This is a genomic window from Capnocytophaga catalasegens, from assembly GCF_026005215.1.
GTDB lineage: Bacteria > Bacteroidota > Bacteroidia > Flavobacteriales > Flavobacteriaceae > Capnocytophaga > Capnocytophaga catalasegens.
In genome coordinates this window covers 20,499-39,859 of record NZ_BPMA01000037.1, presented here as the reverse complement: position 1 = coordinate 39,859, position 19,361 = coordinate 20,499, and the positions used below count along the sequence as shown (strand labels likewise).

The following is a 19,361-nucleotide window of genomic DNA, read 5'->3' as shown; positions in this document are numbered from 1 at the left end:
ATACTTTCGGGCTATTTGTTTTATTATCATTGACCTATTTTTAATTCTTTCACATCACTCCAACGAATATTGGTAATTCGCTTGGCGATATACCATTTACCTTTTTCTTTTACGTAAGTATCGTAATAAATAATTCCACTGGTAGTTCTAAGGTGATGCCCATCTTGCTTGCTGATAAGTACTGCCTGACAATAGGTAACTCCAGTTGCTTTATTGCCTTTAATGGTTAGTTTTTGTTGTCCATTGGTATGGTAGGTTGTTTCAAATAGATCAAGATATTCGTTAAAGAATTCGGTTATTTGTTTCCTTCCTGACCTTTTTGACAAGAGTTGACTATCTTGATAGCTTTCCATTGTAGCATTTTCTGTAAATAAAAGTACTTGTAACGAAGTATTTTTATCATCTGTAAGTATTGATATATCATCGACAAGTTCTCGAAGAGCTTGTTTATCTTCTAATAAAGTTTGTTTTTGTGAATAGGTATTCGATTTTGTATGTTGGCAAAAACTATTTATTGAAGTCAGAAGTAGAGTAGATAGAATAAAAAATTGTTTCATTTGTTAAAAAAATATAGATTTATACTAAAAAAAATAGGTTGCAAAGGTACATTATTTTAATTATTATACAAAAAAATATTAAAAAAAAGTTGCTATAATATGAATATTATAGCAACTAACTTTATTAAATAACTAAAATATACTTATTCTGAGGTAGAAAATTTTTCTGAAATCTTCTCTTGAAACCATTGGAAAATAACATAAAGTACGGGGATTACTATCAGTCCGATAAATGTACCAATAAGTAAACCGCTTACAGCTCCTGTGGCAACAGAACGATTCCCTGCGGCACCGATTCCACTGGCAAATACAAGAGGTAATAGACCAATGATAAAGGCAAACGATGTCATCAATATCGGTCTTAATCGTGCCATAGCTGCATTTATTGCTGATTTGGATAAGCTCTCTCCTTGGTGTCTTCGTTGCACGGCAAATTCTACGATAAGTATTGCATTCTTAGCTAATAGACCGACCAGCATAATCAAAGATATCTGGAAGTAAATATTATTTTCAAGTCCCATCAACCATTGTCCGAGGAAAGCACCCATTATTCCGAAAGGCAGCGAGCAGATTACTGCCAAAGGAAGTAGGTAGCTTTCGTACTGGGCAGAGAGTATAAAGTATGTGAATATGAGCGATAGTAGAAAGATAATTAAGGTTTGTGACCCAGCTTTTTGTTCCTCGCGTGTAAGTCCTGTATAATCGATGGCATAATTAGTACTAAGGGTCTGAGTGGCTACTTCTTGTACAGCTTTGAGAGCATCGCCTGTACTATATCCTTCGGCATTGGCTCCGGTAAGATTGACAGAAGTGAATAAGTTATATCGATTTACACTCTGCGGACCAAATACACGCTCTAAGGTTACGAATTGTGATACAGGAGCCATTTCTCCGCTTGATGTCCGTACCATAAGTTTGTCCAAGCTCTGAATATTTTTTCGATCATCGGGAAGTGATTGCACCATCACGCGAAATTGTTTCCCGTACTTGGTAAAGTCTGTTGCGTACAATCCACCTATATAATTTTGCAATGTTGCTAACAATGTGCTTACTGAAACTCCTGATTGGAAGGCACGCTCTACATTCATTGAGAGTTCATATTGTGGATAATTCACATTGAACGAAGTTTGTACATACTGAATCTCGGGGCGCTTGGTCAATTCTCCTATAAAATGTTGCGTGGTTTCGTTCAACTGAGTAATTTCTCCCCCCGATTTGTCTAACAAAGCTACTGAAAATCCTGAGTTTAGCCCAAACCCTGGTATAGCAGGGGGTTGAAAGAAGATAATACGTGCATCGGGTATTGAAGCAACTGCTCCGAATGCTTGCATTACGATTGATTCAATGGATTGATTGAGGTCATGTTGGCGTTCTACAAAGGGTTTCAGCCGAAGAAAGCCCATACCATAGTTACTTCCTGCTCCTGATATGAAGCTACGCCCTGAAATAGTGGTAACTGATTGTATTCCATCGATTTTACGAGCTCGTTTCTGTACCTCGCTCAATATATTGGCAGTTCGTTCCATAGAAGCGCCGGGTATCAGTTCAACATTTATCATTAGTAGGCTATTGTCTTCGATAGGTACAAATCCCTTTTTCATCGTAGCATTACTATAATAAAGCGCTACGCCTGCCAGTACAAAAAGCACTAAAGTTACCCACTTGTGTCGCAAAAAGAAAGTAAAGGTTTTCCCATATCGGGTAGTTGCTGCCTCGAAAGCAATATTAAACTTATGAAAAGCCTTTCCTATGAACGATTTTTCTTGATATGCTTTATCTCCATGTGGTTTAAGGAAAAGCGAACACAATACAGGACTTAGTGTAAGGGCATTGATTGCCGAAATAACAATCGATACAATAAGCGTAATACCAAATTGTTTGTAGAAAACACCCGTTGTCCCTCCTATGAAAGTTACCGGAACGAATACCGCAGCCATTACTAAGGTAACCGAAATAATAGCGCCCGTTATCTCGTGCATAGCTCCAATGGTGGCAGACTTGGCTTTCTGATGCATGTCTTCCATTTTCGCATGTACCGCTTCTACTACAATGATTGCGTCATCAACTACAATACCAATAGCAAGTACCAGAGCGAAGAGCGTAAGCATATTTATTGAATAACCAAATAGGTTTAAGAAGAAGAAAGTACCAACTATTGATACCGGAACAGCAATAGCAGGTATCAGTGTCGAACGAAAATCTTGTAAGAAAATATATACAACTAAGAACACCAATAAGAATGCTTCAAGCAAAGTGGTCAATACTTTGGCAATGGAAGCATCTAAGAACTCGTTGGAGTCCATATTAATGGTGTAGTTAATACCTTCGGGGAAGGAAGATTGTGCTTTTTGTAGGTAGGCTTTTATTTCGTTGATAATATCACGTGCATTCGAGCCAGGCGTCTGGAAGATTCCCATTGAAACAGCTGGGTTGCCATTATTCTGCGCAAAGCCTGTATAAGATAAAGACCCCAATTCGATGTCCGCTACATCTTTTAATCGCAAAATGCGACCGCCGTCAAGAGCCTTGATTACGATATTCTCATACTCAGAAGCATCGTCAAACTTTCCCTTATAGCGGATTACATACTCGTAAGTCCCCCCTACGTTCTGACCGATAGAACCTGCGGCAGCCTCTCTACTTTGGTCAGAAATAGCGGCAGTAACTTCCGAAGGATTTAAGCCGTAAGCAGCTAACTTTTCGGGGCATAGCCAAATGCGCATTGAGTAATCTTTGCCACCAAAAACTGAGGCATCACCCACACCATTTATACGCTTTAAGGCAGGAATGATATTGATGTTTAGGTAATTTTGCAAAAAGGTATCGTCCAAGCCCTTATTTTCTGAATAAAACGTAAGGAACATCAGCGCTCCAGAGTTTTGCTTTTGCGTGATAACTCCTGCCCGTGTAACTTCACTAGGTAAGATAGAGTTAGCACGAGCTACCCGATTCTGTACATTAACTACGGCAATATCGGGGTCTGTTCCCTGCTTGAAAAATACGTTTATTGATGCCTGTCCGTTGTTGGTAGCGGTCGAGGAAATATAATCCATGTTCTCCACACCATTTATTTGTTCTTCGAGCGGAATTACAACAGACTTTAAAACGGTTTCTGCATTCGCTCCGGTGTAGTTTGCCGATACCGAAACCGTTACAGGCGATATATCAGGGTATTGCGATATGGGCAAAGCCACAATTCCTAAAATACCCAGTATAACAATTAAGATTGAAATTACAGTTGAGAGTACGGGTCGATTGATAAATATTTGTACCATATTATTACCTTTTATCGTTTTTGTTATTTGGTTTAATACGTAATTATTTGCCGATACCCCATAGTACTACTTATTGTAGAAGTGAGTAAGAGAAAACAATACGTATATTTATTTTGTTTCTATATAATATGATGACAGACCCAAGTGTGCAAACTAATTTCAGAAAAAAGTTTGCCGAATAATTAAAAGAAGTAATTTAACTATCGGCAAACTAAAATTAAATTTATTAAATATGAGATGAAGTTATTCTTCATCTTTCATTCCAGGTTCTTTCAAGCGCTTTCCGGTTTGGCGTTGTTTATAAGCGGTATTCGTATCAACAATTAGCTTATTAATGGAGCTTACAAAGGCTTTGGCTTCTTCCGATGGCGTAGCAACCGAAGTTACAAACGCACGTGTCGTTAAGTAATCGTATTGTTTGTCAGCTTTCTTTCTAAGTTCCTTTACATTAACTTTCACAATAGCAGCTTGACTATCAGCTCTATTGGCAGTTAATCTTTTATATTGTGCATTGATAGAAGCTAACTTTTCTACGGCTTCTTTGATGCCCAAAGTTGTCAGATTTTGTGCCACGCCCTCCTTAGTTACATCGGCAATAAATCCCTCTATCATCTGCGTCTTTTGTCGAACAGGTAGCGTACGCACTTTGCTGTAAGGTTTCGTTACATTATAGAGTTCTGTACCTGCTTTTCGGCGTTTTTCGATAGGATTCTTTTGTTCCGAACGAAAGTTCATTTGTAAGAATAGCAATGCTTCGTTGCGTTGTTTATCTAGCAGTGCAAGTTCTTTCGTTTCATTGCTGATGCGACTCTCTTGCAGCGAATCGGTAAGGAGCTTTATATTCTCTTTGAACGCATCAAATACTTCAGCATCTAACATCAACGTTTCCAAAGTAGTTTTCTCTATCAGCTCTTTCGTATTGCTCAAAAATTGAGTATATTCCGCATTGTTGAACTTACCCAAATGCACTTCTTTAATTTTAGTAATATCTTCCATAATCTAATTTTGTTAGGTTGTTACTTTATTTCATAATTTAGTAAATGAACTAAATTTTTGGCAAATGTAAAAACTTAAAAGCAATCTTAGTGTTAAAGAAATATTAAATCTTTATTAAAAGTATCATTTTGTAATTTTGAGATAATTGAATTCGCATGCAAGCAAATAGGAGGTAGGTTTTTCTAATAGAAAATTTGCATACTCAGTCTGTCAAAGAACTTGTTTGTAAAAAAAATCCTATTATACGTTGCTTGAAAAATAAATACGTTGAAAAAATATGTATAAATAGCATACGTATAATAGGTGTTGTGAAACAAAACCTTATTGGGTGTATTCAACAAAAATAGTTTTAGGGACTTAAATTTTTTGTTTTGAGAGCTTTAGTATTACTTTTGTAATACCAAAATCGGAATACCGCAATAGGTTTGTGTGTTTTTATGTGCTATAAGTTTGTGTAGCTTTTTATTTTTACCTATTTTTATGTAAGTAAAATAAATATCTGTTTATAAATTGATTGTTTTTTTATTTCAAAAAATTAGCATATTGAGTACATTAGTGCTAATTTGTATAAACTAAATCTGATATATTGAGGTCAATATTGTATTTTTGTTTGCAATAAACTTCTTGTATTTAGTTCGTTATAATAACTTTGCTATGTATAAATATAATGTGTTGTATCTATTTTACTTGTTTTTATAAATAAAAACTTACAATATCGAACTCGTTCTTGTAACTTTATTGTTAGTAAAGTTGCAATATTGACCTCGTTCTACTAATTTTATTTATGGTTATCTAAATATAGGTTTTATGGCTTGTACAATACTATCCATTGAAACCTCTTTCGGTTTGATAACCATACCACTTCGTGCTGTGTTAAGCCCTTGTACAAGGAGCAAATCACCATTTTCAAGACCGCTTTCTACTACGGCGAGGTTATTGCTTCTATTTTTTAGTGTAAGGATAACCTGTTTTAGTGTGTCGTTTTCAACCTTGAAGGCAAAGATAACTCCTTGCATTTCGTAGGTTGCCACCTCTGGAATGACCAAAGTATTCGTATGGGTTTCAGGGAGTAATATCGTTCCGCTATTACCATTGGTAAGCAATCCGTTCGGATTGTCAAATGTAGCACGAAACTGAATGCTTCCTGTCGTTTTATCTATTTGACCTGTAACAGCCTGTATTTTTCCTTTCAAATCGTAGAGTTGTCCGTTTGCCATACGAAGAGTAACCTCGGGCAAATTGCTGATTTTTTCAGACAAAGACCCACCTTTTGCATTGCCTAAAAAAGATAAATATTCTTTTTCATTCATCGAAAAGTAAGCATATACCTGTTTTACATCTGATACAGTTGTTAGCGTAGTGCTGTTTGCCGAAACCAATGCTCCTTCACGTAGATTGATGCTTCCCACGACACCATTTACAGGTGCGCGAACAATGGCATAATCGAGGTTGGCATTCACTTCTGCATAGCTTGCTTTAGCTCTACTGAGGTTTGCCTTGGCAGTTTCGAGTTGTACATGACTTACGATGTTTTTCGCTACTAAGGGTTCTAATCGACTGACTTCGACTTGTGCGGCATCAACAGCTGATTTTGCTGCTTGCGCACTTTGGCTAAGCGCCTGTGTTTCTAAACGAAATAGTGGTTGTCCTTTGCTGACTTTTGCCCCTTCATCTACTAAAACTTGGGTAATGTAGCCCGACACGCGCGCTTGCACAGGGCTATTGATAGTTCCTTCTATATTCACCGGATATGCTAGTTGATTGGTGCTACTTTGAGCTCCCACACGTATCACCGGAAGCTCCTTCGCTCCTTGTTGCATCGGTTTTGGCGCTTCTTTACAAGCAATTACAAAAGCCGAAAGTGCTAGAATAATACATTTTCTCATATTTGTTCTATTTTTGTAAGTGTTCTTTTAAATCGTATGATACTTTCTTCTAAAAAAGATTGGTGTATGCGTTTGATATGCAAGGTTCGTTCATCTATTTTCCCTTCTATTTGAGCCATTTCTGTAATTCGATTGCTTATATCACTCATGTATTCAAGTTTTTTAATCATTTCCTCGAACCATAATAAGATATAATTATGATTGTAGGTATAATAGGTCTTTCTATTGTCAAATTTTTTAATCTCAACAATGATTTCCTTGTCAATTAACTGCCTCAAATTGAGCGATACAGAACCTTTGCTTACTCCCAAAGCCTCTATAAGTTGGTCGAATGTAACTCCCTCGCCTGAAAAGTCGAATTTCAGATAAGCACATATCTTTGCCGCTATGGGCGAAAATCCTGCATACTTTATATACATGTTAATTAAGTCTTGCAAGAGTTTTTGGTCAATTGTATCTATCATTGATTATGTCTTATTAGGGTTGTTGTAATTGATTCAATAAATAAGATTGCTTATCGCCAGCCTCCGCCCAGTGCCTTGTATAGCGTAATTCCGTACTGCATTTTGTTGAATTGCGCTGTGGCAACACTCAGTTCAGAGTTCAATCGATTTACCTCAGCGGTAATAACCTCCAAGTACGTAGCAAGCCCACTATTGAAAAGCTCCTTCGAATAATCGGTTGCTTTCTGGTATGCTTCCATTTCTTTGGTCTTTAAGTGAATATATTCGTCTTGCGAAGCGTAGTGATGTATCGCGTCTGATACTTCTTTACTTGCCGAAATGAGCGCCTTTTTGAAGTTTAATAAAGCAACTTCTTGATTGGCTTTACTTATCTCATACTGCGTACGAATTTGTCTTCGATTGAAAATAGGTTGTGTGAGTCCTGCCATTAAGTTAGCAAAGAGCGAATTTGCACTGAACCAGTCTTCAAGCATTCTACTTGTTACTCCACCTCGTCCCGTGAGTGTAAGCGTAGGATAAAAACTTGCTCGAGCTACGTTGGTCAATTCAAAATTATGGATTAAACTAAGCTCAGCACGGCGCACATCGGGTCTGTTTTCGAGTATTTGCATAGGATAACCTTCATTAAGCTTCTGCGGAAATTGTTGCACATCAAGCGAAGTTCGTTCAATATCATGTGGTGGGTCTCCTAACAAAATGCAAATTGAGTTTTCGAGCGCTTTTATAGAGTTTTTAATAGTAATAAGTTGAGATTTTGCATTATAATAAAGGGCTTCTGTTTGTTGTACAGCAACTTCTGTCGTTGAACCCGATTGTTTTAACTCTTTGGTAGTTTGCAGACTTTGATCTCTGAGCTTGATAGTCTCAGTTAGTATTTGCTTTTGTTTATCAAGCATCAAGAGTTGATAATATGATGTAGCTACAGTGGCTACCACTTCCGATTGTATTGCTTGGTGTGCAGCTATCGTACCCATATACGAAGCCATATTTGCTCTCTTTTGAGCTGTTAGCTTACCCCACACATCAATTTCCCATGATGCTGTACCTGTCAAATCCCATGTATTTGCATAGGTTCTGCTTGGCAAAGGTGATACGCCTGTACTTGTTAATGATGATGTAGAGCGCATGTAACTCACCGAAGCATTCACCGAAGGTAGTAAAGCGTATTTGCTTTGTAATAGCCCAGATCGAGCTACCTCTATATTTTGCAAAGCAACACGTATATCTAAGTTATTACTTAAAGCTTGATTTATATAAAGTTGTAGTTTTCCATCCGTGAAGATAGTTTTCCATGACACATTAGCTACACTAAGACTATCTGAAGGCAATTCTTCTGTACGAAAAACAATCTGCTTGGATACGTCTGCAGTTCTTGTGTATGATTTACGTCCTGCGCACGATACGATACTAATACTAATGGCACTAAGAAATAGTATTTTGCTAAAAATTCTCTTCATTGTTTTGTTGTTTTTATTGTAAGAATGATTTCATTATGACGAATTCAATAACAGAAATCGGATGCAAATGTACTCATTAGTTTAATACAAACAAAACAAAATAAACAAAAATATAAATATTCTTTATTTTTTTATTGAAAATCAATGATTTACAAGAAGTTTTTAAAGTATTTATTTGTGGATTATAAAGAGTACAGATGAAAAATTATATATTTTTTTTTTGAATAAAATTAAATAACAATGGAGGTACTTTTAGTTTGTACAATAAAAAAAGCACTTACATTTTACTTGTAAGTGCTTGATTTTCTTAGCTCCCCCTACTGGACTTGAACCAGTGACCCTCTGATTAACAGTCAGATGCTCTAACCAACTGAGCTAAGGAGGAATGAAAAAATTTAAATACTAAATTGTTTACAATTTTTTAAATATACTTATATTTGCAAATTGCGAGTGCAAATTTACGACAAAATTTTATATCTGCAAATTTTTTTTACTTTTTTTCATTATTATTTTTAAATAAATTTTTAAATAATTGATTATCAATATAAAATGATGTGTAAATATTTTTTTAAATAAATTTTTCTTACTAAAATTTATAGTTTTTTTCTTTAAAATGTCAATTTTTATTTTTATTTTTGTCATTTCTAATAGTTTTTACTAAAAAAATATGATTATGGATAGATATTCATTTTTAAATGCTGCAAATACTCAATTTTTTGCAGATTTATACGACCGATATTTAGAAAATCCAGATTCAATAGAGCCTAGTTGGCGTGCTTTTTTTCAAGGATTTGATTTTGCTCAGGAAAATTATTCAGATGCAGATTTTCCTATTTCTGGAAATGTTGTAAAACAAGTAACTGAACAAGCAATAGTTGGAAATATTCCTGAAAAGGTAGAAAAAGAATTTAAGGTTATTAACCTTATCAATGGCTATCGCTCACGAGGACATTTGTTTACAAAAACTAATCCGGTGCGTAAACGTCGTACCTATACGCCCGATTTAAGTATTGAAAACTATGGTCTTTCTTCGAGTGATCTGAATACCACTTTTGATGCAGCCAAAGAAATTGGGTTACAACCCACCACACTTTCCAATATCATTACTCAGTTAGAAACTATTTTTTGTCAATCCATCGGAGTTGAATTTGATTATATTCGTCAACCTGAAATAGTAAATTGGGTCAAAGAGCGCTTACGTTCTAATCAAAATTTACCCAATTTCACCAAAGAACAAAAACTAATTATTCTTAATAAACTGAATGAAGCCGTAACGTTTGAGAATTTCTTACATACAAAATATGTGGGTCAGAAGCGTTTTTCGCTTGAAGGAGGTGAGGCAATTGTTTCTGCATTAGCTATTTTGACTGAAGCAGGAGCCGAAAGGGGAGTGAGAGAATTTGTCATTGGAATGGCTCATCGAGGGAGATTGAATGTTTTGGCAAATATTTTAGGTAAAAATCCGCAAGATATTTTTTCAGAATTTGATGGGAAAGATTATGAAATTGATATTTTTGACGGAGATGTTAAATATCACTTGGGGCAAACCTCTGAAAAAATAACCGAAAATGGGCAAAAAATAACTATCAATTTGGCACCTAATCCTTCACATTTGGAAACAGTAGGTGCTGTTATTGAGGGAATTACGCGAGCAAAACAAGATAATTATTATTCGGATGACTTTTCCAAAGTGCTTCCTATTGCCATTCACGGCGATGCAGCTATTGCGGGACAGGGCATTGTATATGAAATTGTTCAGATGTCGCAACTTGATGGTTACAAAACAGGAGGAACTATTCACGTGGTAATCAATAATCAAGTAGGTTTTACGACCAATTATTTAGATGCTCGGTCTTCAACGTATTGTACAGATATTGGTAAAGTTACGCTCTCACCTGTATTACACGTGAATTCTGACGATGTGGAAGCTGTAGTACATGCGATGCTTTTCGCTTTGGATTTTCGTATGAAATTTGCTAGTGATGTATTTGTTGATTTGCTCGGATATCGAAAATACGGACATAATGAAGGCGACGAACCTCGATTTACACAGCCTATTTTGTACAAAATTATTGCAAAACACCCCAATCCGCGAACTATTTATGCTGAAAAATTAAAACAACAAGGTATTATTAACGATAAGTATATCAGTCAAATAGAGGAAAAATATCGTGCAACTTTGGAAGTTGATTTGGAAGAATCACGAAAAAAAGAACTCACGATTATAACTCCTTTTATGCAAGAAGAGTGGGAGGGATTTGAATTGGCTTCACGTGAGAAAATGCTTGAAAAAGTAGATACCTCTTTTGATAGAAATAAACTTAATCAAATAGCAAAAATACTCACAGAGCTTCCGTCAGACAAAAAATTCATCAATAAAATAAGTAAAATTATAAATGACCGCAAAGAAATTTATTTTGGAAAAGAACAAGTTGATTGGGGGCTTGCCGAGCATTTAGCATTCGGGACATTACTTTCAGAAGGTTACAATGTGCGTCTATCAGGAGAAGATGTAGAGCGGGGAACATTCTCACATCGGCATGCGGTTATCAAGGTTGAAGATTCCGAAGAAGAAGTTGTTCTTTTAAGTAAAATGAAAGATACTTTTAATGGGGGAAATTTCTCTGTGTATAACTCTCTTTTGTCGGAATATGGGGTACTTGGCTTTGATTACGGATACGCTTTGGCTACACCCAATACTTTGACCATTTGGGAAGCACAATTTGGTGATTTTGCCAATGGAGCGCAAATTATGATAGACCAATATATTTGTTGTGGAGAAGACAAATGGAAAAACCAAAATGGTTTAGTATTATTACTCCCTCACGGATATGAAGGACAAGGGGCAGAGCATTCTTCTGCACGTGTAGAGCGATTTTTGCAACTCTGTGCTTACAAAAATATGTATGTGGTTAATTGTACAACACCTGCCAATATTTACCACGTACTTCGCAGACAAATGAAAACTAATTTTAGAAAACTGCTGATTGTTTTCTCCCCTAAAGGGCTATTGCGACACCCTCAGGTGGTTTCTCCAATTGATGAACTAGCAAACGGAACTTTCCAAGAAGTCCTTGATGACCCGCAAGCTGTACCTAAGAAAATTAAAACGTTAGTTTTCTGCTCAGGACGTTTTTATTACGATTTAATTGCTGAGAGAGAAAAAATAGAACGTGACGATGTTGCTATAATTCGAATCGAACAGCTTTTCCCACTACCTGTGGAGCAAATCAAACAAATCATTGACAAATACAAAAACGTGGATGATTACGTATGGGCACAAGAAGAACCTAAGAATATGGGAGCTTATAGTTATATGCTGATGTATTTTGATCTGGTAAAATGGCGGTTGGCATCAATGGGGGCGTATGCAGCTCCTGCGGCAGGTAGTCATACACGCGATAGAAAACGCCATAAAGAAGCCATTGATAAGGTTTTTAATAAAAATTGATCGAGATAAAATAAGATTGCATAATTTTAAAATAATAAAACATGATATTAGAAATGAAAGTTCCCTCACCAGGGGAGTCCATAACCGAAGTAGAAATAGCCACTTGGCTTGTCAAAGATGGTGATTATGTAACCAAAGACCAAGCCATTGCCGAAGTTGATTCAGATAAAGCAACGCTTGAACTTCCTGCCGAAGAAAGTGGAATTATTACACTCAAAGCAAGTGAAGGCGATACCGTTGCAGTGGGTCAAGTAGTTTGTTTAATTGATACTTCTGCCAAAAAAGAAGACATTTCTTCACAAGAAAAATCAGTAGAAAAACCTGTTGAGCCAGTACAGCAACCCAAAACGTATGCTTCTAATACGGCAAGTCCTGCTGCTAAAAAAATTCTCGAAGAGAAAAATATTGCTCCTTCCGAAGTGGAAGGAACAGGTAAAGGGGGACGTATTACCAAGGAAGATGCCCTTAAAGCCCAACATAGTATGGGTACAATACCTTCAACAGGTAAGCGTGTTGAAAAACGAATAAAACTCTCTATGCTTCGCCGAAAAGTAGCCGAACGCTTGGTTTCTGTAAAAAATGAAACAGCTATGCTTACTACATTCAACGAAGTGGATATGTCGGCTATTTACGAAATTCGCAATCAATACAAAGATGTTTTCAAAGAGCGACACAATGTAAATCTGGGCTTTATGTCTTTCTTTACTTTGGCTGTGGTCAGGGCATTAAAATTGTTCCCTGATGTAAATTCAATGATTGATAATCAAGAAAAAATAACCTACGAATATTGTGATATTTCAATCGCAGTTTCAGGTCCAAAAGGATTGATGGTGCCTGTGATTCGCAATGCGGAAAACTTGTCATTTCGTGGAGTAGAGGCAGAGGTAAAACGTCTTGCTATTCGTGCTAGAGAAGGACAAATTACCGTTGATGAAATGACCGGAGGAACTTTTACCATTACCAACGGAGGAGTTTTCGGTTCGATGTTATCTACCCCAATAATCAATCCTCCTCAGTCGGCTATTTTGGGTATGCATAATGTTGTGGAACGTGCTGTGGTAAAAAACGGACAGATAGTAGTGGCTCCTGTGATGTATGTAGCACTTTCGTATGACCATCGTATTATTGATGGACGCGAATCGGTAGGTTTTCTGGTTTCTGTAAAAGAAGCTCTTGAAAATCCTGTTGAGTTACTGATGAATAACGATATAAAAACAGCCTTGGAATTGTAAAAAATTCTGAGAGAAAATTCAAATAGAGATGTGAGTAAATTACTCATATCTCTATTTTGTTTTTTTAATTTTCTTGTGAAATTTCCATTTCCCATTCTTGCATACGAGCATCTAAAGTTTGTTTGATAGTTTCGTATTCTTTGAAAAAATCATCAGTAGCAATAGATGGATTTTCATACATTTGGGTATTGAGCGCTGCTAATTGTATTTCGAGTTCTGTTATTTGGTTTTCGAGTTTGTTTATTCGATTTTGTCGGGCTTTTTGTTCGCGTTGTTGTTTGTAAGAATTATTTTCTTTTGGAGAACGGTTTTCTTCTTGTTTTTTATTTTCCGTTTTTTCTATTTGTCTAAAATTAGAAGCAGATTTCTGCTCCAAAAAGAAATCAATATCGCCTAAGTATTCTTTAATTGTTTTGTCTTTGAATTCATATATTTTGTGAGCAAGACCTTGTAAAAAATCTCGGTCGTGAGATATTAAAATTAGTGTTCCTTCAAATTGTAATAATGCTTTTTTTAAAACATTTTTTGAAGCAATATCAAGGTGATTGGTTGGTTCGTCCATTACTAAAACATTGAAAGGAGTAAGTAACAATTTGGCTAAAGCCAATCGATTTCGTTCTCCTCCCGAGAGGACTTTTACTTTTTTTTCAACATCATCTCCTCGAAAGAGAAAAGCTCCAAGAATATCACGAATTTTGGTTCGATTGCTGTCGCTAGCAGCTTCAAACATAGTTTCGAGTAGTGTTTTTTCGCCGTCTAAATATTGTGCTTGATTTTGAGCAAAATATCCTATTTTGACATTGTGTCCCAGTTTGATATTTCCTTCAAAATCTATTTCATTTACAATCATTTTGGCAAGAGTTGTTTTTCCTTGTCCGTTTTGTCCAACAAAGGCGATTTTACTTCCTCTTTCAATGAGAAGTTCAACCTGATTGAGAACCTGTTTTTGGTCATAATTTTTAGAAACTTTTTGTATTTCTAAAACAACCTTGCCAGGTTGCTCACAAATTGAAAATTGAACAGACATAGTCGCTGTATCTTCTTGGTCTATTTCGATGCGGTCAATGCGGTCAAGTTTTTTAATAAGTGATTGAGCCATTGAGGCTTTGGAAGCTTTGGCTCTGAATTTTTCAATTAGTTTTTCGGTTTGTTCAATATACTTTTCTTGATTTTTCTGAGCAGCTATTTGCTGTGCAATAATTTCTTTGCGAAGTTCTAAAAAAGCCGAATAAGGTTTTGGATAGTCGTAAATTTTGCCAGAAACAATTTCAATAGTTCGATTGGTAACATTGTCCAAAAACATTCTATCGTGCGATACAATTACGATAGCTCCATTGTAGTTTTTCAAGAATTGTTCGAGCCATATAATTGACTCAATATCAAGGTGATTGGTTGGCTCATCGAGTAAGAGAATTTCATTGCGTTGAAGGAGTAGCTTGGCAAGTTCAATTCGCATTCGCCAACCTCCTGAAAACGAATCGGTTAGTTTATCAAAATCTTCTCTTTTGAAACCAAGCCCTGTGAGTACTTTTTCGGTATCTCCTTTGTATTGGTGTCCGCCCAAAATTTCGTACTGATGCGTATCTTCACTAAGAGAAACCATAAGGTTCTGATAATCATCGCTCTGATAATCGGTACGTGATGCGAGCGCCTGTTGAGTTTTTTCGATTTTTTGTTCCAAATGTATCAATTGGTCAAAAGCTTGATAGGCTTCTTCAAGAATTGTGTATCCGAAGCGAAAATCAATATCTTGTTTTAAAAAACCTATTTTTACATCTTTCTCTGTGGCAATAACGCCTGTATCCATAGGTATTTCTTTGGAAAGGAGTTTAAGTAAAGTTGATTTTCCAGCTCCATTTTTGCCAATAAGTCCCACTCGGTCTCCTGTTTTGAGCATAAAAGAAACTTGTTCGAATAAGTTTTCTCCTTGAAAAGAAATAGATAGATTATGTACGTTTAACATTTTGAAAAAATAAAGGGCAAAGATACTATTTTCGTTATAAAAAAGAAACTACTTTTTTATTTGAAAATTTGAATTATCTTTTCTGGGTGAATAAGTAAAATGCTAAAAACTCCTGTGATAAGAGTAATTTTGAGTAAATTATGTAGTGAATGATATGTTTTTTGATTTTGCCCTTTCCATAATTTTGCCAAAAAATAAATTAGCAAAAAACCTGCTATGATAAAATAATATTTCATCAGCCCAACGTGATATTGATATAATAGAAAATAGATAGGAATAAGAGTAAGTAGCGTTAGTACTGAGATGATGATTTTGGAGAAAACCTCTCCGTACTTAACAGGAATTGTTTGATAGTCAAAAGTAAAATCACCTTTTATATTTTCCAAATCTTTTACAAGTTCTCGTATTAGAATTAGTAAAAACAAATACATCGCATGGAAAAAGATGACATGTTCAAAATTTTTGTAATAAATAAATATAGCAAAAAAAGGAATAATGGAAAGAGTTGCCGAAACGATATTGCCAATCCATGCTATTTTTTTGAGTTTGTGTGAATATATCCACATACCGAAAATGTATAGCGAAAAAAATATAACTGCTCGAAACGAAACATAGCTCGCTACAATAATAGAAAAAAAATTGAGTAAAAAATATAAAGTTAGCTTGGTATGCTGACTAACTAATCGGTTAATCATTACCCGATATGGTTTGTTAATAAGGTCTTTCTCTTTATCATAAAATCCGTTGATAATATATCCGCCCGCAATGGATAGAGCGCCTGCCAATATGAGCATAAAAAGATTGTCGTCGAACAATACTTCTTTTGTAGGGTATTGGGACAAGATAAAAATTGAGGTCAAATATTGAGCAATACAAATTATCAGAATATTATATCCTCGTATTACCGAAAAAAGACCTAATATTTTCAATAATGTGTATTTGATTTTGGTCATTATTAGTTCCTTCTGAGGAAGTTAAAACTGATATACAACTTCCAACTTGTGTCCTTTAAGAGCTGTTTTGGCTTTTTGAAAATCTTCGGTAAATCCTAAGATATAGCCTCCACCTCCTGAGCCACAAAGTTTTAAAAAATAATCACCCGAATCAATACCTCGTTGCCAAAGTTCGTGAAATTGCTCAGGAATCATGGGTTTAAAATTGCTCAGTACTACACTTGAAAGTTCCTTTACGTTGCCAACTAACAAATTAAAATTGCCTTGCAGAAAATTTTCAATGCAAGCATTGGTATATTTTGAAAATTGATTTTTGAGCATGGCTCGAAAACCTTTGTTTTTCATTTTTTCCATAAAAATCTGAACCATAGGAGCAGTCTGACCAACTATTCCACTATCAAGCAGAAAAACAGCACCTTTGCCATTGATAGATTCTGTGGGAATACCTGTAGCTTCAATATGGTTTTGTGAGTTGATTAAAATAGGTAAGCTCAAATAACTATTCAGAGGGTCAAGCCCTGAAGATTTTCCGTGAAAGAAAGATTCCATTTTGCTAAAAATAGTTTTGAGTTTAAGTAGTTTCTCACGTGTAAGCGGTTCTGTTATTTTGTCAAAAGCGTATTTATCATAAATAGCAGCAACCAAAGCTCCGCTACTTCCTACGCCATATCCTTGGGGAATGCTACTATCGAAATACATTCCTTGTTCAATATCTTTTTGTATTTGTGTTATATCTAACTGAAATCCGTTGTTTTTTTGTTGTGTTATTTGGCTTAGGTAATGTACGTATTCTTTAAGAGTTTCGTTAGATTTTGTTGCAATAGAAATATTTTCAGTGGTATCTGAGAGCATTTTCAGTCCGCCATTGTATGAACTGAATGGAATAGCTAATCCTTTAGAATTTTTAATAATTCCGTATTCTCCGAAAAGTAATATTTTTGAATAGAACAAAGATGATTTCACAGATTTTGGTTTAAAAAAATAGTTGATTGCGAGGCAAATATACATCTTTTTTTGAAATATTTTACTTTTTTTTAAAAAAAAAGCCACCCCGAGAGGCGACTTTTCATAAATAGTAAAAAGATAAGGATTATTTTTTATAATTATCGTTTAATGCTTTTACTACATCATCGGTAATATTTTTGGAATCAGTACCATACAAGACACTGCCTCCTTCGTTGGCGCCGAGTATGTATGTATAGCCTTTGTTTTTCCCGTATTCTTTTACAAATTTTTTCACTTTGGTCAAGAGAGTATCCATTTTGGACTGACTTTCAGATTGAATAGCTTGTTCTTCTTGCATTAAGTGCTGTTGAAGCATTTGACTTTTTTGCATTAGCTCATTATATTTTTTTTGAGCTACGGCTTGTCCTAAACTTTGAGCTTGACTTTCAAATTGTTGTGCTTCGAGTTGGAAAACACGAGAGATACTATCACGCTTACGGCTATATGCATCTATTTTCTTTTGAAGTGAATTTTCCAAATCTATTTTTTCTTGATATTCGTTCAAAAGTTTGGTATTATCCACATACATTACTTTGTCTTGGCACGATACAAATGTTAAAAGTATCATCACTGATAAAAATGTTCTTTTCATATTCTAAATTGAATTTTGGGCAAATGTACAAATCTTTTTTTTTCTTTGCAAATTCATAATAACTGAAATATTAGAATTGATTTAAACAGGTTAGCATTGTTCCGTACGATTCAATAAAAAAATTTTTTTATTGTTCTTGAATTGTACTAAAACTACTTTCCCAAGTAGTATATTTGTCTTTGCTTCCTTTGGGGACTATCAATTTTCCTTGTGCTTTTAGTGATGAAGGAAATGTATTGCGGGCAATTTTGGGTGCTTCAATGGAGTTGCTAGTTATTGTTTGTAAACTTCTGCAAAAAGAAAAAACATTGCTTTTTAATTCTTTTGTTTCAGAAGGGAGAACCACCGACTCCAAGTTAGGGCAATTGGCAAAGGCTTGTGTATTGATTACCAAATCTGTATTCACGGGATTGGTTATGGTTACAGATTTTAATTCTGCATTAAAACTAAAAGCTAGTTTTTCAATGGTTTTTACGCCACTTATTGAAATAGTTTCTATTGCTTGACAACTTGCAAAGGCGTTTTCGCCAATAGTTTCTACACCTTCCAAAACTAAATGGGTAATATTTTGATTATTTTTGAAAACTTCTTTATCTATGGCTTTGATGTTTGTAAGAATCAATTTACCATCATCGGGTATTTGAGCGGTATATTTGGTAAGAACTCCCTCTTGGTTTATAATAATATCGGATTGTACTATTAGGGTAATTTCTTGTATGTCATTAGTTTGAGAATCTGTAACTATAATTTTGGCTTGTCCATTGGCAATGGTTGTAATGTGAATTTCTTTCCCATTTTTTAGTTCAGCTGTTGCTACGGATTTGTTATCTGATTTGACCTGATATTGTTCGGAACCTGTTGTTATATTGACAACTACTTTTCGATCAGGATTTAAAGAAAGCGCTGAGGTTTCTAAGCTCAATTTGTCAAAAACAGTTACTTTGATAGTTTGTGACTGATTACTTTTTGTATCAGTAACCACAACTTGGGTTTGTCCCTGTTTTTGTCCTACAATTTTAATGAGTTCTTGCTCAATAGAAGCCGTTACAATAGTAGGGTCTGATACGCTGAGTGTATATTCCTTACTACCCGATACAATTTTCACACTTTCTTCTTTTTGTACTAACAATGAAAGTGAGTTTTTTTCAATAGAAAAATCTTGTTGTGTTTGTTCATTTTTATTACAACTTATTAGTGTAATAATACTTAAAAAAAAAGCTAATTTTCTCATTATTTTATATGTTTAAATTGTTACATCGGTAGGATATTTTCTCGATTGAATCTTCTAAACTTTTAAAACGATACACATTTGTCGTTTTTTTGTTCGGTAAAAGATGAATTTTTGTTCGAAAATATCGTTTTTATTGTTTTAAAGTAATATTTTTGATGAAATTTCCAAAAAGCGGAATAAAAACTCCAAAAATTGGGTGTGATGTAGCCTTATTCGTACTTGTTTAGTTCTTTCATAGCGTATTTTTTTTAAAATCTATTATTTTTTTTACTTTCATAGGTTGTGATAAGCTAAACCAC

Annotated in this window: 13 protein-coding genes and 1 tRNA gene; 2 read left to right on the top strand and 12 right to left on the bottom strand. The window is 35.1% G+C overall.

Annotated features, from left to right (window positions below; all coding sequences use genetic code 11):
• Nucleotides 1-26 precede the first annotated feature (26 nt).
• The 7 genes from OO775_RS10240 to OO775_RS10210 form a co-directional block, all read right to left on the bottom strand.
• Nucleotides 27-557, bottom strand: coding sequence for a nuclear transport factor 2 family protein (locus OO775_RS10240; protein ID WP_264847002.1), 531 nt, complete (start codon nucleotides 555-557; stop codon nucleotides 27-29).
• 143 nt (nucleotides 558-700) lie between these two features.
• Nucleotides 701-3,832, bottom strand: coding sequence for an efflux RND transporter permease subunit (locus OO775_RS10235; protein ID WP_264847001.1), 3,132 nt, complete (start codon nucleotides 3,830-3,832; stop codon nucleotides 701-703).
• Nucleotides 3,833-4,075: 243 nt separating this feature from the next.
• Nucleotides 4,076-4,828 (bottom strand): DUF6261 family protein, encoded by a 753-nt coding sequence (locus OO775_RS10230; protein ID WP_264847000.1) that lies wholly within the window; start codon nucleotides 4,826-4,828, stop codon nucleotides 4,076-4,078.
• 788 nt (nucleotides 4,829-5,616) lie between these two features.
• Nucleotides 5,617-6,714 carry an efflux RND transporter periplasmic adaptor subunit gene (locus OO775_RS10225; RefSeq protein WP_264846999.1) on the bottom strand — a complete coding sequence of 366 codons (1,098 nt, stop codon included), beginning with the start codon at nucleotides 6,712-6,714 and terminating at the stop codon, nucleotides 5,617-5,619.
• Nucleotides 6,711-7,178, bottom strand: coding sequence for a GbsR/MarR family transcriptional regulator (locus OO775_RS10220; RefSeq protein WP_264846998.1), 468 nt, complete (start codon nucleotides 7,176-7,178; stop codon nucleotides 6,711-6,713). The genes OO775_RS10225 and OO775_RS10220 overlap by 4 nt, the downstream gene beginning before the upstream one ends.
• A 50-nt stretch (nucleotides 7,179-7,228) precedes the next feature.
• Nucleotides 7,229-8,635, bottom strand: a complete 1,407-nt coding sequence (locus tag OO775_RS10215; RefSeq protein WP_264846997.1) for a TolC family protein — start codon at nucleotides 8,633-8,635, stop codon at nucleotides 7,229-7,231.
• A gap of 311 nt (nucleotides 8,636-8,946) precedes the next feature.
• Nucleotides 8,947-9,020: transfer RNA gene (locus OO775_RS10210), tRNA-Asn, on the bottom strand.
• 288 nt (nucleotides 9,021-9,308) lie between these two features.
• Between OO775_RS10210 and OO775_RS10205 the strand changes: the two genes are divergently transcribed.
• Both OO775_RS10205 and odhB read left to right on the top strand, forming a co-directional pair.
• Nucleotides 9,309-12,086: a 2-oxoglutarate dehydrogenase E1 component gene (locus tag OO775_RS10205; RefSeq protein WP_264846996.1), complete on the top strand. Its 2,778-nt coding sequence runs from the start codon at nucleotides 9,309-9,311 to the stop codon at nucleotides 12,084-12,086.
• Between the two features lie 41 nt (nucleotides 12,087-12,127).
• Nucleotides 12,128-13,318 (top strand): 2-oxoglutarate dehydrogenase complex dihydrolipoyllysine-residue succinyltransferase, encoded by a 1,191-nt coding sequence (odhB, locus tag OO775_RS10200; RefSeq protein WP_264846995.1) that lies wholly within the window; start codon nucleotides 12,128-12,130, stop codon nucleotides 13,316-13,318.
• A gap of 64 nt (nucleotides 13,319-13,382) precedes the next feature.
• Here the strand turns inward: odhB and OO775_RS10195 are convergent, their stop codons facing one another.
• From OO775_RS10195 to OO775_RS10175, 5 genes are all read right to left on the bottom strand, one after another.
• Complete coding sequence (locus OO775_RS10195) at nucleotides 13,383-15,281, bottom strand: ABC-F family ATP-binding cassette domain-containing protein (RefSeq protein ID WP_264846994.1); 1,899 nt, start codon at nucleotides 15,279-15,281, stop codon at nucleotides 13,383-13,385.
• 56 nt (nucleotides 15,282-15,337) lie between these two features.
• Nucleotides 15,338-16,234, bottom strand: coding sequence for a geranylgeranylglycerol-phosphate geranylgeranyltransferase (locus OO775_RS10190; protein ID WP_264846993.1), 897 nt, complete (start codon nucleotides 16,232-16,234; stop codon nucleotides 15,338-15,340).
• A 21-nt stretch (nucleotides 16,235-16,255) separates the two neighbouring features.
• Nucleotides 16,256-17,197: a mevalonate kinase family protein gene (locus OO775_RS10185; RefSeq protein ID WP_264846992.1), complete on the bottom strand. Its 942-nt coding sequence runs from the start codon at nucleotides 17,195-17,197 to the stop codon at nucleotides 16,256-16,258.
• 127 nt (nucleotides 17,198-17,324) lie between these two features.
• Entirely contained in the window at nucleotides 17,325-17,831 is a 507-nt protein-coding gene (locus tag OO775_RS10180; RefSeq protein ID WP_264846990.1) for an OmpH/Skp family outer membrane protein, read from the bottom strand.
• 127 nt (nucleotides 17,832-17,958) lie between these two features.
• A complete protein-coding gene (locus OO775_RS10175; protein WP_264846989.1) occupies nucleotides 17,959-19,062 on the bottom strand; it encodes a leucine-rich repeat domain-containing protein in 1,104 nt (367 codons plus the stop codon).
• Between the last annotated feature and the right edge of the window lie 299 nt (nucleotides 19,063-19,361).